The sequence below is a fragment of the Psychrobacillus sp. FSL K6-1415 genome, assembly GCF_038003185.1.
Taxonomy (GTDB): Bacteria; Bacillota; Bacilli; order Bacillales_A; family Planococcaceae; genus Psychrobacillus; species Psychrobacillus psychrodurans.
In genome coordinates this window covers 1,653,409-1,668,577 of sequence record NZ_JBBOOQ010000001.1, presented here as the reverse complement: position 1 = coordinate 1,668,577, position 15,169 = coordinate 1,653,409, and the positions used below count along the sequence as shown (strand labels likewise).

16 protein-coding genes and 1 pseudogene are annotated in these 15,169 nt (G+C 32.4%); 3 read left to right on the top strand and 14 right to left on the bottom strand.

Annotated elements, in window-relative coordinates; all coding sequences use genetic code 11:
- Positions 1–102 precede the first annotated feature (102 nt).
- From MKY60_RS07740 to MKY60_RS07710, 7 genes and pseudogenes are all read right to left on the bottom strand, one after another.
- Positions 103–1,491 carry a protein kinase family protein gene (locus tag MKY60_RS07740; RefSeq protein ID WP_340929378.1) on the bottom strand — a complete coding sequence of 463 codons (1,389 nt, stop codon included), beginning with the start codon at positions 1,489–1,491 and terminating at the stop codon, positions 103–105.
- Positions 1,492–1,801: 310 nt separating this feature from the next.
- A pseudogene (locus MKY60_RS07735) lies at positions 1,802–1,891 on the bottom strand (GMP synthase (glutamine-hydrolyzing)); the annotation flags it as partial.
- Between the two features lie 218 nt (positions 1,892–2,109).
- Entirely contained in the window at positions 2,110–3,351 is a 1,242-nt protein-coding gene (locus tag MKY60_RS07730; protein WP_340929376.1) for a hypothetical protein, read from the bottom strand.
- Between the two features lie 689 nt (positions 3,352–4,040).
- Positions 4,041–4,211 (bottom strand): hypothetical protein, encoded by a 171-nt coding sequence (locus MKY60_RS07725; protein WP_340929374.1) that lies wholly within the window; start codon positions 4,209–4,211, stop codon positions 4,041–4,043.
- A 49-nt stretch (positions 4,212–4,260) separates the two neighbouring features.
- On the bottom strand, positions 4,261–4,722 hold the full coding sequence (locus tag MKY60_RS07720) for a ComEC/Rec2 family competence protein (protein ID WP_340929372.1): 462 nt from the start codon (positions 4,720–4,722) through the stop codon (positions 4,261–4,263).
- Between the two features lie 7 nt (positions 4,723–4,729).
- Complete coding sequence (locus MKY60_RS07715) at positions 4,730–4,930, bottom strand: MBL fold metallo-hydrolase (protein ID WP_340929371.1); 201 nt, start codon at positions 4,928–4,930, stop codon at positions 4,730–4,732.
- A gap of 366 nt (positions 4,931–5,296) precedes the next feature.
- Positions 5,297–5,818, bottom strand: coding sequence for a hypothetical protein (locus tag MKY60_RS07710; protein ID WP_340929369.1), 522 nt, complete (start codon positions 5,816–5,818; stop codon positions 5,297–5,299).
- Between the two features lie 760 nt (positions 5,819–6,578).
- On the opposite strand from MKY60_RS07710, the gene MKY60_RS07705 reads away from it, so the two are divergent.
- From MKY60_RS07705 to MKY60_RS21180, 3 genes are read left to right on the top strand one after another with little or no spacing between them, the layout of a single operon-like run.
- Entirely contained in the window at positions 6,579–6,977 is a 399-nt protein-coding gene (locus MKY60_RS07705) for an IS3 family transposase (protein WP_340929367.1), read from the top strand.
- Positions 6,978–6,986: 9 nt separating this feature from the next.
- A complete protein-coding gene (locus MKY60_RS21185; protein WP_445678002.1) occupies positions 6,987–7,241 on the top strand; it encodes a transposase in 255 nt (84 codons plus the stop codon).
- On the top strand, positions 7,216–7,305 hold the full coding sequence (locus tag MKY60_RS21180; protein WP_445678001.1) for a hypothetical protein: 90 nt from the start codon (positions 7,216–7,218) through the stop codon (positions 7,303–7,305). The genes MKY60_RS21185 and MKY60_RS21180 overlap by 26 nt, the downstream gene beginning before the upstream one ends.
- A 529-nt stretch (positions 7,306–7,834) precedes the next feature.
- Here the strand turns inward: MKY60_RS21180 and MKY60_RS07700 are convergent.
- The 7 genes from MKY60_RS07700 to MKY60_RS07670 form a co-directional block, all read right to left on the bottom strand.
- Entirely contained in the window at positions 7,835–8,230 is a 396-nt protein-coding gene (locus tag MKY60_RS07700; RefSeq protein ID WP_340929365.1) for a hypothetical protein, read from the bottom strand.
- 491 nt (positions 8,231–8,721) lie between these two features.
- Complete coding sequence (locus MKY60_RS07695; protein WP_340929363.1) at positions 8,722–9,093, bottom strand: hypothetical protein; 372 nt, start codon at positions 9,091–9,093, stop codon at positions 8,722–8,724.
- Between the two features lie 126 nt (positions 9,094–9,219).
- The gene (locus tag MKY60_RS07690; protein ID WP_340929361.1) at positions 9,220–9,501 is read right to left on the bottom strand and encodes a hypothetical protein; all 282 of its coding nucleotides are present in this window, start codon (positions 9,499–9,501) and stop codon (positions 9,220–9,222) included.
- An 87-nt stretch (positions 9,502–9,588) separates the two neighbouring features.
- Entirely contained in the window at positions 9,589–9,786 is a 198-nt protein-coding gene (locus MKY60_RS07685; RefSeq protein WP_340929359.1) for a hypothetical protein, read from the bottom strand.
- 622 nt (positions 9,787–10,408) lie between these two features.
- Positions 10,409–11,680 (bottom strand): McrC family protein, encoded by a 1,272-nt coding sequence (locus MKY60_RS07680; RefSeq protein ID WP_340929357.1) that lies wholly within the window; start codon positions 11,678–11,680, stop codon positions 10,409–10,411.
- Positions 11,670–13,703, bottom strand: a complete 2,034-nt coding sequence (locus tag MKY60_RS07675) for an AAA family ATPase (protein ID WP_340929356.1) — start codon at positions 13,701–13,703, stop codon at positions 11,670–11,672. The genes MKY60_RS07680 and MKY60_RS07675 overlap by 11 nt, the downstream gene beginning before the upstream one ends.
- Before the next feature lie 353 nt (positions 13,704–14,056).
- Positions 14,057–14,872 (bottom strand): hypothetical protein, encoded by an 816-nt coding sequence (locus tag MKY60_RS07670; RefSeq protein ID WP_340929354.1) that lies wholly within the window; start codon positions 14,870–14,872, stop codon positions 14,057–14,059.
- Positions 14,873–15,169: the final 297 nt, after the last annotated feature.

Genomic DNA, 15,169 nt, shown 5'->3' with positions numbered 1-15,169 from the left:
AAGTAGCTTAATTTTTGTCAATACCATCTACCGAATAATTGTTTTAAATAAATCATTTTAATATAGCTTTCGTATGTGTAAGTAAACAATAAAGTTATTTAATTAGCGATAATTCCAATTCAATATCTCACCAATAGAATAATTCCTTTTCAATTTTAATTCATTAAATTTAAATAACAAATCAAAATCTTGCTTTAGATTATTACTCGGTTCATATTCTTCTTTAAATTTACCTCCTAATACTAAAAATAACTTATCTAAAAAAAACAAATATTCACTTTCTGTTAATCCTCTTTTAGCTGAGATTATGAATTGTAAAGCGTCTTCTAATGAAGCTAAGTCAAGAATCTGTTCAAATTGAAAATTATCTATATTAAAATTATTAAATTGATTATTAAATTGAAATCTAGATAACTTTTTATTTTTTTTCAAAAGTTCATAATAGCATAAAGCTAATTCAAATGTCCTTGAATAAAAATCTTGTATATCTGGTTCAAATAAATAGTAATTTAATCTATTTTTTAAAATCAACATTAATAACTTCGAATCTGAACCATTACCTCTGATATCTATATATTTCATAAAAGATTGAATATCTATATGAGTAGAAGCTAATAAAAAATCTAACATATCATTAAATACTTCATCGTTTAAATAATTCTTCTCTACTAAATAATACATTTCACAAAGATTTTTTAACGTATTACTAACTATAATAGGTTCAATATTTCTTACGTCATCAATATTTTTTATTGCCGCTCTCTTAGGATTTAGCGAACTATAAAACTTAAAATTTAATAAACCATATGTATTTTCTACATGAAGTAATTTTAAAACCGTTTCTAATAATAAAGCTGATTCTCGTTGCTTGTTATATTCTGCAGATGATCTATTTAACAGACTTGTTCCAAAATCTAAAATTTTCACTTTAAAATTTTCTTCTATTAATATATTTTCCGAATGTAAATCACCATGGAAAACAATGTTTCTATGACACTCATTAATAGTTAATAAAATATCATTTAAAATTTTATACCTTACCTCGTCTGATATGTATTTTTCTCTTTCTAAAAACTTTTTTAAAGTTATACCCTCTACCCATTCCATAAATGAATAACAATAACCTTTTTCAGTTATACCAGCTTTATAAATTGTTACAATAGATGGGTTATTTAGATGAGATATTTTTTTTATTTCTTCTTGATATTTATCAAAATATACACTGTAATGAATAGACTTTATATTTGGTAACCATATTTTCACGGCACATATTCTATCAGTTATATTTTCTTTAGCTTTCAAAACTATACCATTTGCACCAAATCCAACAAAATCTATGAAAGAAACATCCGGAATAGTTACCTCTTCCCATACACTCTTATCTTGATTTGCATTTAGCCATTCTTCTCTCGAGAATTTTTGTTGTAAATCTAAGGGTATTAATTTTAACACTCTATTATCAAAGTAATAATCGTTTCTGTCTTTCCCCATATTAATTCTCCTTTTTCTAATAATAGATTTCATTCTAAATACAATTGTTAAAAGAATTATATTTCATTTTTTATTCTAGTTTCCGAAGAAGACCTAAGCTTTAATACACCTATATTCTTATATGCTGAATAGATTATTTATCTTGTTGTATCTGGGTTCTCAAATATGTTGAAAAATCTTGAACTGCCTCTAAAACTTCCTGTTGCTGGTGGATAAATTCAATCATCCATTAAGTCTCCAGAAACGTTGATGTATCAATATCTAAGAGCTTTTCATCATATCCATTTCGACTGTCCATTTCGACTGTCCATTCCCACTCAATAGTTGCTGGAGGCTTATTCGTAATGTCATACAGCACTCGGTTGATGTGAGGCATTTCATTGACGATAAAGCTTGATACTCCGACATTCCTATAACTAAAAATAGTAGCAGGTAAAAGGGCTACTTTTTAACGAAGTGATTCATTAATCAAAATTATTACTTCAATTGCTCTACTTCATGAGTACTATATTGAAATTTAAGTGTGATCAAGCAGACTAAAGTAAATGTAAATTCCACTAATATCATTTTCAAGAAAAGGGTTTCCTAATAATTAAAAACAGATAGAATTTATAAAAATTAATTTTGAATAACATATTCTATGTTAACTTTAAAGCTTATTACATTTGATATTTTTAGTTGCTTGTTTTTTTCGTATTTAAAAACAGCATAATTATTATAGTTACCTTCTTTAATACCCTTATATTTAATCCCATTAAATCCAATTTCCTTACAACATTCCGAAATATAATTGGTTAAAAGATATTCCATCTTTAATATTTGGGTGTTGTTTGATGATTGCGAAAGGAATTTTCCAAAATCACCTATAAACTTACTTAAATCAAGGATTTTTAAAGGTTCATTTACTTCTATAGTTGCAATATCTAATTCTTGAGCATTAGTATAATTAAGTTCATGAGGAATGTATTTTTTTTCATCAGTTAAATATAAAACTGATGTACCAATTAAGTTATATCTCCCATGAGTGGAAAAACCAAAAGGGGGACTCCACATTTCTTGTGGTTGATAAATTTCACTACCAATACCCCTAATACGACCCCTATAGAGTTTTTTGTTACTCAAAGAAATAAAATCCCCTGCAGTGTACATTTCTGAAAATAACTCATATATTTTTTGACCGACACTATGTTTAAAAGCTAACATAGGACTTTTCTTTAAACTTGAGAGGAAATTTGTTAACTCCATCTCTTTGATATAAATAAAATATTTTTCCGAAAATGTTTCCCATTCAGCCATATCAATTTCTAAGAAATCACTAATTTCATCTTGATTAAAAACAAAAAAAGAATCATCAAAACATCCTTTTTCATATTTCTTTTCCATCCTATTGTATCCATAACCACAGCATTGACATTCAAGAAAAGGTATTACAAAAGGAATATACTTCTCTGGAACAGAGTATTTGAGTAAAAAGGTCTCTATTTCTATGCCTTGGGAGTACAATTTTTGACCTTTTTCTATAATACTAATTCTATTAACTTCTTCTAGCTCTCGGGAAATTTCGCAATTTTTACAATAGTTTATATACTTAGAAATTTCGACACCAAGTAATTCACTTACCGCCTTAGCCAGATGTTCTTCTTTATCACTTGATATATAATAATCTTCAATATTAATATGTTCTTTGCACAAAGAACATAGTAGTTTTCCGTTATGTTTATAGTATGTTTCTTCATCATTAATATTAACATATTGATTAAGCACATCATCATATTCAATAATACTCTCCAGAGGATTCATATATAAAAAATTAAAGGTATCTGTTAGCTCAAAGCAATTTAAACATTTTATTGTACTCATAATTTAATCCACCTCCAATGATACGTTCATTAGTAATTCCTTTAATTCATCAAATGTCAAGACATTATCTTTTCTTCTATGTATCGTTCTATGGCAATTAGAACAAACAGGAACAAGCTTTCGCTTAGGATCTATGAGTATTTCTTCCTAAAAGGTAATTTAACATGATGGACTAAAGGGAATCTTTCCTATGTTCTCTATAATTAAATCCACAGGCAACACACCTGAAACCATGATTTTCAATTTCTTTTCTTTTTTCTGGATTTCTTTCATATCTCCTTCCAAAAGATTGTTCAAAGACTCCATTCTTTCAATAAATATAAGTCGGAATTTCCTGAACTTTCATTCACCTTTAATTATTACATAGTTTCTTTACCAAGATTAATTTAGATCAACCTATTGTATAGTTGATGAAAAGTCCCATATATATTATTTAGTCAAAATACCTAATATACAGAATAAGTAAATGATACCATATATATTTTTTTGAAGTATATAAAAATTATAACTACTAGATTAAAAAAATTAGACACTCACTCATGTTCCTTCCAAGTTGTGGGGATTATAGTGCTATATGCATCGTCTTAACATCGCCACGTCTCTGGGTAACATCATGCAGTTGCGGTTACCTCAGATTGTCTATATAAATTAATAAAGCGACCAACTCAATTAAGAGAAGGTAGCTTTAATTATTGTTTATTTCTCAACTTATCAAGTAAATCATTGACCCTTACCTTCGCTTCATTTGTAGTTTTTTCGAGTAGAGTAATATCGTATTTCTCAGCATTTTTCTGAATTTCGACGATATCCCCTTCCTTTAAAGAAACGTCAATCATAACTATAAGAATCAACATTCTCACCGATTCTTTTCCACGAAGTTAAAACACCCCAAAAAAGTCATCAAAATGTTCAAGTGTATATACTTTTTTCATCATCTATCACATGCCCAGTTTTAACGCCATCAGGATAATATTCACGCATAGCTGTGCAATTTTTAAATGATTTTGGAGCACCAGGAATAACTTCTAGCCCAGATTCTACTACAGGTTTTTTTACAGAGTCTGGAATTGGTTTAAGTGTTACCACTCCTGTGCCGTTACCTGTAAATGGTTTAGCTGAAACAGAATACGTTGTTCCGTTTGTTGTAACAATGATATTGCCAGATGTAGCAGTTGCATAAATTTTAGATGACACAAGTTTTAGATTAGCTACTACTTCCGCATGGGGATGTCCATAAGAATTATCTTTACCATAGGATAAAATCGTTGCAGTTGGTTTAACTGCATTAATAAACCTAGCGGAGCTACTTTTGTTAGATCCATGATGACCTGCTTTTAACACTGTAGCTTTGACATCATATTTAGCCATCATTTTAGATTCAATGTTTAGCTAGTACAATTGATAGTAATTCTTCATAAGTTTGTGTTGTATGCACTTTACCACTTTTGATAAATTGTCCTATAGTAAAGCTATTGACTATATCAATTAATCCTCTAATATGATCTGCATCTGGATGAGTAGCTACCACATAATCAAGTTTACTTACAAAGCTCCTACTTATTCCATCCGTTCTCTCCAAACTCTTTTTTAGGTTCCACTCCTCAAAAAACAACTTTTCTATATTTATTGCTTGTTCTTTGCTCGGTTTTCAGTCGTTTTTGCGTTAATCCTTCTTTTTATAACTTCACTGACAAATATAAAACACCCGAAACCCTTATATTTCAAGGGTTTCAGGTGTTATAAAATGTCTTCATCCTCCATAAAAAAAAGCAAAGTTAGCTGCATAAGTATTTTTGATAATACTAAAAAATATACAAAGGAGTAGTTAAAATCAACGACTCCTTTAAATAATTTTATTGTAAAGATTCGGTGTGGATATTAATCCCAGACTAGATAGACAAGTGGTTACAGTAGGAAATATTTCTTGTTAATGAATAACTTTTTATTAAAGATTATTTACGATATCCAACAAAGCATCGAACGCGTTTCTATATGCTTGTTCCATTTCAGGAATAAGCTCTTCAAGTATTTTAATCTTTGATTCGTATTCCTTTCTGAGTTCATAGTCATCATTTTCTTCCGCAATTAACTTGTTCATATGTAGTAAATTTATTTGACTTTTAATATTGGTTTCTTCAATTAACATTTCATGGGATTCTACAAATAGCTTATATACATCTGAAGGTAATTCAGTTGGGGTAGATAACCTTTTCATTTTTTCATTAATATCATCCCAATTTTCTGCAACTAATTTGTAAGCATCAACCTCTTCTTCCAAATCGTTAAAAGTACTATAAATCATTTTGAATTCGAAATCATTGCCCTGATCCATCAAATCAAAGTACTTATCTGAGTAAGAGATTGCTTGATATTTAAACTCTTCTATCATTTTTTCTTTTTGATAAGATTTTTTTCTTTGCTTATCCATATTCCTTGCAAATCCAAATAAAGCTTGTTTTAAACTCATAAATTTACTCCTCTTAATCACTAGATTTTACTCTGTATTTTCTTACACCTTGGCTAAGAATCGGTAGTTCAGAAGTTGCTTTGAACTAATATCTCTTTTCTTTTGTATATCATTTTAAAACACTTCCTGATTGTAATTACTTGTTGATATAAATAATATCGGTTTAACTTAATCCTTTGTTTAGGTCCAAAAAGGAAGCCCCATTGTTCTAATCAGTTATTTTAAGTTTTGCTATTCCAAACCCAAATTAAGAATGCTTATAACAAAGTCATGGTGATGGTCTTTCTTATCCCTAACAGTGAAATCAACCTACACTTTTCCTGTGATGTAGCAGAAAATCCTCTATTCAAAATAAAAATTACTTATTAAACTAATTTGTTCCTTTAGTGGGATTAGACTAAAAAGTGGACACGACCAGAAAGTTTTGGACATACTGAAACTACTTAAGAAAAGGACGTGTCGAACATGGTCAAACGTAAATCACCCGAATACAAGGAGTATGTCGCCAAACTCCACATCGAGGAAGGTCGGAAAGCAACGGACCTTTCTTAGGTCGGCGTTAGTTCCACAACGGTGCGCCGATGGGCGAAAGATTACCGGGAAAAACAGGAAGGATGGCCAACCCTGACGGGGAACAATTGATGACATTCTCCGAAATGGAGAATAAATTGCGCGAAGCTGAACATCAGCTGAAGGAACGGGATGAGGAGCTGGAGATTCTAAAAAAGGCCATGCATGTCTTCATAAAAGGCCGAACGTAGTGTATTCGTTCATTCAGGACCATCTGGACGAATACAGCGTAGTGAAGATGTGCAGCGTACTCGGTGTTTCCAAAAGCAGCTTCTACAAATGGCGTGATTTCCAGGTGAAAGGGAAACGGACTGAACGGCAGGCACGCCAGGATGAGCTGAAGCAAAAGATCTTCCAGTCGTATCATGAAAGTCACGGAACCTATGGAAGTCCACTCCTCCAGAAAGATCTGGAGGAGTGGGGTTATTCTGCATGCGAACGGACTGTTGGCCGACTCATGCAAGAGATGGGGCTTTGTGCGTTGCAAGACAAGAAGGTCGTGGTGACAACGGATTCGAATCATGAGCAGTTCGTCTATCCGAACCTCCTTGAGCGCCGGTTCGCTGTAGATACGCCGAATACGGTTTGAGTTGCGGACATCACTTACATTTGGACGCTAGAGGGCTGGCTGTATCTAGCGAGCGTGATGGATCTCTTTTCCCGAAAGATTGTGGGGTGGAGCCTAGAGTGCACCATGAAGACAGAACTGCCGCTTGGCGCACTGCAGAAAGCGCTACTTTTGCGAAATCCCTTTGGAGAGTTGATCCATCATTCCGACCGTGGCTCTCAGTACTGTTTGTCTGGAAAAGAACCACTTCCAAATCAGCATGAGCCGCAAGGGAGATCCTTATGACAATGCCTGCATCGAATCTTTCCATGCCACTATAAAAAAAGAACTGATCTATCAGCTGGTGTAATTAATCAATCTCTATTTCTATCCTGATTTGTTTCGTGTTTAGCTTATAAAATAATTGTACAATATAAATTAAACATAAATAAAACTACTAATGTGAGAGGTTAATATTTACCTCTCACATTAGTAGTTTTCTAGTTAACACCTTTCTTCCATTTCTAAATCCTTCTATTCATCTAAAGTAATAATTAATAACTATTTTATTACCCTCCAGCATATGAACTATTCTTATAATATAAGGGGCTCTATTATTATGTTTAACTTTCAGAGTTTTTGCTGTCAAAACAGCCAATACATTCATATTGATTTTAAGATTTATTAATTTTATTTTGAAGGAGATATAATTATAACTATCTCTATCTCTATCTCTATCTCTATCTCTATCTCTATCTCTATCTCTATCTCTATCTCTATCTCTATCTCTATCTCTATCTCTATCTCTTTCTCTTTCTCTATCTCTATCTCTATCTCTTCTCTATCAATTTAATGTTACGCAATAGATGCAGTACTATAATTACTTGAATAATTTATGTTTAACCATCATTATTTTCTTCCCAGATAGCAATTAGGTCGGAATTCTTCTCTAACATATCCACTTGGACATAATCGTATCGCGATACTTTTCCAGAATGTTGCCAACCGTCAGCAATTAGTAAGACAATAGTTTTCTCAAGAGAATCAGTTTTGTACAATGATGAATACAGAGACTCAGTACTGGATACATAATACGTTTCATCGGTCATTGTAAAATGAACATTTGCAATAAAAACATATGAGGATCTCATTTGTAATTTCCTTTTTCTCTCAGCTAATCTAGCTCTTGCTCTATCTGCCGCCAAGCTTATCCATACTGGATTATCCCTGGCCACGCCCCCGTTCCATTTGGGTTTAAGTATATCTTTTTTTGGTTCATTTTCATTCATTTTCAAAATTTATCCCTTCTAAACAGATTTGTTCGTGTTCAAACCATAATTATTTGTACTTATATATTGGAGAATTCTATATACAAGGCAATAACAGACACTATAAATTTCGTTTTGAACACTGTAGAAACATATTTTGGGCTATCTGAATCAATATTTATTTTTTATTCCCTTTTAACTTGTATATGATAGTCAGAAAGGATTTATGACATCATGGTTATAAATAATACTCTTCTAGTTTATGAGTAGACACTCCACTTACTAACATTTAATATTTATAAACTTTATTTCCTTCCAATATTACATTCTCCATCAATTTTAACTCTACTTTCTTCGGCTTAAAAAATGTAACAATATGTCGTTTTGGTTTAAATGTTCGGACGACCTCATTGACGTAGGTTCAAGACCAACTTTGTAAGTTGCTGAATAATATCACGATAAATTGACCACCACCTTTTATGTATAATAAAAAGCACCTCAAATGAGATGCTTTTGATTTACAACCATTCATCTTTATTTACGCTCGATTCTCCGTCTCGACCATATAGGTCTCTAACGATTTCAGTAGACCAGCTAATTAATAAACATAGTCCATTATTTTCGATTCCCCATTTTCTACGTTCATCACCTGCGTATCCACCCCAATAAGAATTTAACTCTTCATGAATCCATTCTCTATGGTTTTTTTTAAATAAACTAAAGTCTAAACCATTTTCAGAACCTAAAGGCAATTCTCTTTCAAGCCAATCAATAACGTCTTTATTCTCAATATGATTATTAACTTCGTCTACTGTGAATTTAACTTTTTTATCTAATAAGTCGGATAATTCTAGAATAAATTGTGTTATTGCAGTAATTTTTCGTACCAATTTCAACACCTCCATTCACACTAATCATAATGTTATTGGAAATGATTGTCACTAACATTTTTCGACATTATAAAAGCACCCATTCTATGCAAAATAAAAAGCACTTTGTGTGAGATGGGTTTAATTTTACTCTTCTTTCATACCCATTTGAATTAAGTGTTTACTCGGACATTTACAGGAAAGCTTATATGTCTTCTTCATTGGATTTACTTCCTCCGCTAAAGTATGAACAATTCCAGGAAATGATAAAGCAATAGCAACAATTGAAATAAAACTTAATGAATCAAACTTACCTTTCATACCCTGATATAAAATTGTTACGATTGTAAAAATGAAAAATATTACTAAAAAAATGGCAAGTGTGTATTTAACAATTTGATTATAGAATTTGGTTACTTTTTTCAACATACATAATCCCCCTTACGTTGGATACGAATATATATGGAAAAAGTTTCATAATAAAAAGCCACACCCGATTTGATGTGACTTAATAAGTTATTTTAGTATTTCTAAAATATCTTCAATAGATTTATCAGCATTTGTACCATTACTATAATCAATGTAAACACTTTCGTCTTTCGTTAAATGAGTATACCAATCTTGAAGTAACGATTCGTATAAATCCTCTAAACTTCTACCTTCCCAAGCTTCTCCAACATAACCATTTCCAGCAATAAAGGTCTCGTATCTCACTGCATAAGTCTCATTTATTTCTCCGTGCGGAATCAAATGAACAAATCCATCAAAATCAACAACTAATTAAAATTAATAGCACATTAAAATAGATATAGGTTATCTCATATACAAATTACATTTCTGAATTAGTATTTCATATTGTAATATTAATTTTCACTATTTAACATCCATACTTTTTTCAAAGGGATTTCTGCTTTAATGTTATCACTAAGCTCATCATAGGTTTCATAAAGTTGTTCTATAATTTTTGTAGAATCACATAATCGAAGTCTAAAGAATTACTTTGGAATTTTTTTCAAGTTTAACCAAATAAAAACACTCCTTAGATTTAAATAATCTATTGTAAAACACTTACTTCAATGTTGTATAATTTAATCCTAATAAATTTTCGCAAAAAAGAATACAAATACCTGTAAGTACAAAAAGTGTAAAAGGATAATCTTCATGATGTATTCTAAACTCTCGATTCATAATCCCAACTATAATTTCTTCGAATTCAAGCATTCCACAAAAATACATAATAACTAACGAACGACCTAAAAATATTATTAGAAAATGAGAGCATCTGTAATATATTCTCTCCCTCTTCTATAACAATATTTGGAATTAAATATTTTCATTAATAGCCGATTAGTCGTAAAGCTAAAGAGTGTAAAGATTTCTTGTCCATTTCTCTAATCCACTCAAGCGTTTGCATGATGTGAATACTTTGTAAATAGATTAACCCACTATTTTTCGCCCTCTTATTAGTTTCAATAATACGCCTTGATTCACTGACTGTACCTTTAAAGACGGGATAGACAATCGTTGCAGCGTAATTTTCTCCATTTTGGTAGTACTGCGCATAAAAGGATAGCTGAAATACATCTTCTGTTGACACTCGCTTTAAGTCATATCCCTTATATTTTGTATCTAGGACAGTAACCACATTTCGAGTATAGTCTTGTACGACAAGATCAGGGATAATGTCACGATACCGTTCCCCATCTAGCAACATCGCATCAGTAATTCGCTTACCTGCCATTACTTTAAAAGTCCCCTTTTGTAAATATTGCTTCAAGAGCTCTCCTACAAATTGTTCAAATATTTCATTCATATTCACGAGTAATGCAAAATAATTCTTTTGACGTTTCATATAATTCTGTAAAAACAGATTTTCAAAGAGCATTTTGCCGAATACATGGCTCATTTTATAGCTATCATTTAAACGATTATAAATAATATGCGGCCATTTATTTCCTTGATAAGTGTTCGTCAGTATTTCAAATTGTGTTCGAAGCTTGTGTACTTGACGCTTTAACTTCTCCGTTAATACGGTTACCGTTAACAGCTCAAGCACTCTTAGTATTACTTGATTTTCTTTGATATTATTTACTAGTTCATCGTAGGAACAGTAGATTTTTGTCGGTAAGTTATAATTTTTCAAGGCGTTTTCTTTAATTGAAATACGCCCACGTACATGTCGTAAATTATCATCTTCCTCGATATAATCCTTTTTCAGTCCCTTACGTAACAGTAATTCCGTTTCTTCAATAAATCGTGTAACTAATAAGATAAAAAGATTATTATGTCCTGCACTCCCCACTGTTTGCTGCTCCCACCATTTTGCATTACCTTGGGCATACAGCATCATATCAATCACTTGAGCAAACGTCGGGTCAAACTTCGGTTGAATTATAATGCGCAGTCGTTCTAACTCAATGATACCGACATAGCTTGTCGTCCGAACTCGTAGGCCTTCGCGCAATTCATCGACGAAAAATCGCTGTTCCCACGGCTTATTGGTATGAATGTAGGCATATTCTTTTAAATAATTTCGCTCCTGTGTTGTTAAGTGATATCCAGAAATAAAGTGCTCATTGTATTCCTGTAAAATAATTTCATCCTTCATTTTCAATCACCTGAAAGTGGCTTTCAAGCGCTGCGATAAATGCTTCATCATTGTCATTAAATAACGTATGATCCACTTCTTGCGCCTCTATGTCTACAAAGCTATCCCCTAATATTTCAGCAAGGTCGCTGTAGTTATCAAAGCAATATTCTTGCAGAAGAGGAATAATATCATATTGGAAAATATCCTTTAGCTCTGCAACAGAAGTGACTACTTCACCTTGCTCCATCAAATAGGCATGACCAATTCGTAAGTCACGACCTTGAAGATGAAGAAGCTTATTATTTAATGCCTTTAAAATAACTGCAGGAGACATACTTAATTTATCAATTGGACGTTCTAAAACCTCATAGTTTGGCATGCATTCTATAAAGGCAAATCGTCGTTTAATGGCTGCATCCATCATTTTAATACTGCGATCGGATGTATTCATTGTCGCTATGATTGCAACATTTGTTGGAACTATAAATGGCAACTTACTTTGCGGTAATGTTATCTGTACGCCACGCTTATCCTTTTCTAATAGAGTTATTAACTCACCAAAAATTTTAGGCACATTACCTCGGTTTAGTTCATCAATTATAAAATAGAACATTTTTTGCGGTTCATTTTTTGCTTGATTAATGAATTGTTTAAAAACACCATCCTGCAAAGTAAATGAAACAGTACCATTTTCTCCTGCCACAGGTTTAAATCCTTCAATAAAATCTTCATATTGAAAGGATGGATGGAATGTACACATTTCATAATGATGTGTTTCACCTGCTTGTTGCTTCCATTTTAAAAACTGCATAACGGAGTAAGTTTTACCTGTACCAGGTGGTCCATATAAAATAATTTGTCCTTTACGTGAAAGTACACTATCAATCTTCTCATAAAACGTTGAATCTCCTTTAAATGGCTCAGTCACAACAACATCTGTACCCTTGCCTTGTAGCCATTCATCCATTTGCTTTTTCGGCACTTTTGCGACAGTTACCGTTTTCCAAGCATTTTGAGGTGGAATAGGTAGTCCTTGTTTATATACCGTTTCCCATGTTACACCCACTGTATGGGGATATTTTTCAAAATCTGGATGATATTTATAGCCCTCTTCATTTACAGTCCCAATGCCGACAATTTGGGATGTCCCATTGTTGGCAATCACTTGGTCACCTTGCTGTAAATTGTAGAAGTTCCATACCTCGTTTGCTTTTCTTGTGATGGCTGATTTATTTTGATTGTAATAGCCTTTACTTGTGAAAGCATTCTTTAATTCATTAAAATCATTGTATTGTGTTAGGTCTCCTAAGTTTCCCCACCCCAGTGAAATGAAGCTATTGGTCACACAGTTTTGGAAGTTACTGGCGTTATCACCAGGTGCAATTTTATAAACAACTTCTTGCTGCATAAAATGGGTATAAAGAAAATTTGAGAGTAGTACTTCATCATATTGTTGCAATGACTCATATTTATATATTTCATTACGTAACAGCCGATTTAATAACAACGTATCTCTCGATTTTAACAGTTCCTCATCCACACCCAATTCTTTTAAAAACCTCTTAAGATGAAACTCCTGATAAATCGGCATTAATTTATCTGCATGATACAAATAAGAGATTTTCCCTCTTAGCATAGAACCACGATTTAGTAAATTTCCCTCATCTATTGGCGTATAGTTTTCTTTTCCCATCTCTTCTATCGTTTTCAGAATGTCTGCTCTTAACTGTAGCCAAGCAACTTGCTCATTTTCAAAATTCTCGGGATAAAACCACTCGCCATCTTTCTTCTTATAATAAATGATATGCTTATTTGCCGAACCACCCTTAATACTGCCTAGTGGAATAGTATTATACTCTAACCACCAGCTAAAAGAACCTTGTGGATGCACCCCAAGGGCATATTGTTCAAGCTCCATCTCCTGCAAACGCTCCAGCGGAAACTTAGCCAAAAACTCTTTATGTAGCGTTTTTGCCTTATGTACATATTCCTGCTTTTCTTTAGTCGCAAACTTATGAATTTGTGAAATCAGCTGCTCCATTTGTGTATCTCCTTTCCAATTAATTGTATATAGTGTCATATTCAATTATAAAACAGTTTATAGGTATTATGTGAAAAATACGTAGCATATTCTTACAATTACTGCATTGTTTACTCTTTTCATTTTTCTATCCAATCTATAGTCCATGCTTAATACTTTCTCATACCATTATTATCCCCTTTCCTAACTATAGAACTAACCTGTCCCTGATCAAATGGTTCTATAAAAAGAGCGTCAATCCCTTTATGGATCAACGCTCTATTAATTGGTTTCTTCGAAATCCCCATAAACCTGCTTCTCTAATTCCATGTCGCCGGAGAGTACCCGGCATAAGCCATCACAGCTATAAAAAATTAATAAAGAATAGCCTGCTGATTAACTTCTGTCCATATTTGATTAACATGCCAGGTATATCTTTTTCTTGAGTATTTATCCAACTGTCCCGTTGAATGCAAGTTTGCTGAGAGAAAGATAGGGCAATTAACATTATTGTATTTTAAAAGATGCGTACCATATTCCTCTGAAAATGTGATAACTCCCTTGGTATGTTTCATAGCCTCTAATAAATGATCTCCACCGCCGCTGTTTGGTAAGATGATCATTTTAGGTTCACACAACTCAATCACCCGGAGCGCTATTAAGAGCTGTGTCCACTTTTGTACTTGATTCTCCGTAACACTTAAATAGTCTTTTAGATCTCTTTGTTTATTACAACGAAAAGAGAAAAGGTCCCAAAACATTACACTGTCTTTTTCTAGGCCAAGTGGAGTTAGTACGTACTCTTCTAATTTATTAATGTATTTATGTCCGTTCTTTTCAATACATTTATCGATACTAATAACTTTTTCTATAACTTGTATGATTTCTTCTTCGGTAAGCGGCTGAAGAACATCTGATTGTTTCATGAACCTTTGAAATTTCTCAACATCTGCTAACTCCCTTATTTCAATATTATCACAGTTTAATAATTGGTTTTTATAACCTCCTGGATTAAATGAGGGGTTGAAACCAAGAACTAGAAGTGTGTCTTTTTTTAGAGGTGATATAAAACCGGGTAACGGACTTTTTAACGGTTCAAAGTACTCAAACCATATATCGTAAATCATTCTGTTGATTTGATCTACATCATTTAATTCGTTTAACATTTCTTTCGCTACTTCTAATACCATGTGCTTTCACATCCTTACTCTTTTTATAAACTACAAGTATACTTAAGTTTTTAAACCATCCTGCAGCTTTAGTACATAAAGTTCAACAAAAAGAGCGTCAATCCCTTCCTGAATCAACGACACCCTCATCCTCTACCTAATGTTTTGTATTACAGTCGAACAATATTGTAATGGGAACCCGACGTTCTTTATTTAAAAAATGAGGATTTTTAGTCTCACGTTTTCACACTTACTACGAAATACAGGCAAAAGATTTACATAAGGAACTTGGTCATTATCTTGGACCTAATCATAGAA

What these genes read in the sequence shown, in the direction of transcription:
- MKY60_RS07690 (WP_340929361.1), bottom strand. Translation starts at nt 9,501, where the DNA reads ATGTTGAAAAAAGTAACCAAATTCTATAATCAAATTGTTAAATACACA.
- MKY60_RS07730 (WP_340929376.1), bottom strand. Translation starts at nt 3,351, where the DNA reads ATGAGTACAATAAAATGTTTAAATTGCTTTGAGCTAACAGATACCTTT.
- MKY60_RS07675 (WP_340929356.1), bottom strand. Translation starts at nt 13,703, where the DNA reads ATGGAGCAGCTGATTTCACAAATTCATAAGTTTGCGACTAAAGAAAAG.
- MKY60_RS07680 (WP_340929357.1), bottom strand. Translation starts at nt 11,680, where the DNA reads ATGAAGGATGAAATTATTTTACAGGAATACAATGAGCACTTTATTTCT.
- MKY60_RS07670 (WP_340929354.1), bottom strand. Translation starts at nt 14,872, where the DNA reads ATGGTATTAGAAGTAGCGAAAGAAATGTTAAACGAATTAAATGATGTA.
- MKY60_RS07720 (WP_340929372.1), bottom strand. Translation starts at nt 4,722, where the DNA reads ATGATGGCTAAATATGATGTCAAAGCTACAGTGTTAAAAGCAGGTCAT.
- MKY60_RS07710 (WP_340929369.1), bottom strand. Translation starts at nt 5,818, where the DNA reads ATGAGTTTAAAACAAGCTTTATTTGGATTTGCAAGGAATATGGATAAG.
- MKY60_RS07740 (WP_340929378.1), bottom strand. Translation starts at nt 1,491, where the DNA reads ATGGGGAAAGACAGAAACGATTATTACTTTGATAATAGAGTGTTAAAA.
- MKY60_RS21180 (WP_445678001.1), top strand. Translation starts at nt 7,216, where the DNA reads ATGAGCCGCAAGGGAGATCCTTATGACAATGCCTGCATCGAATCTTTC.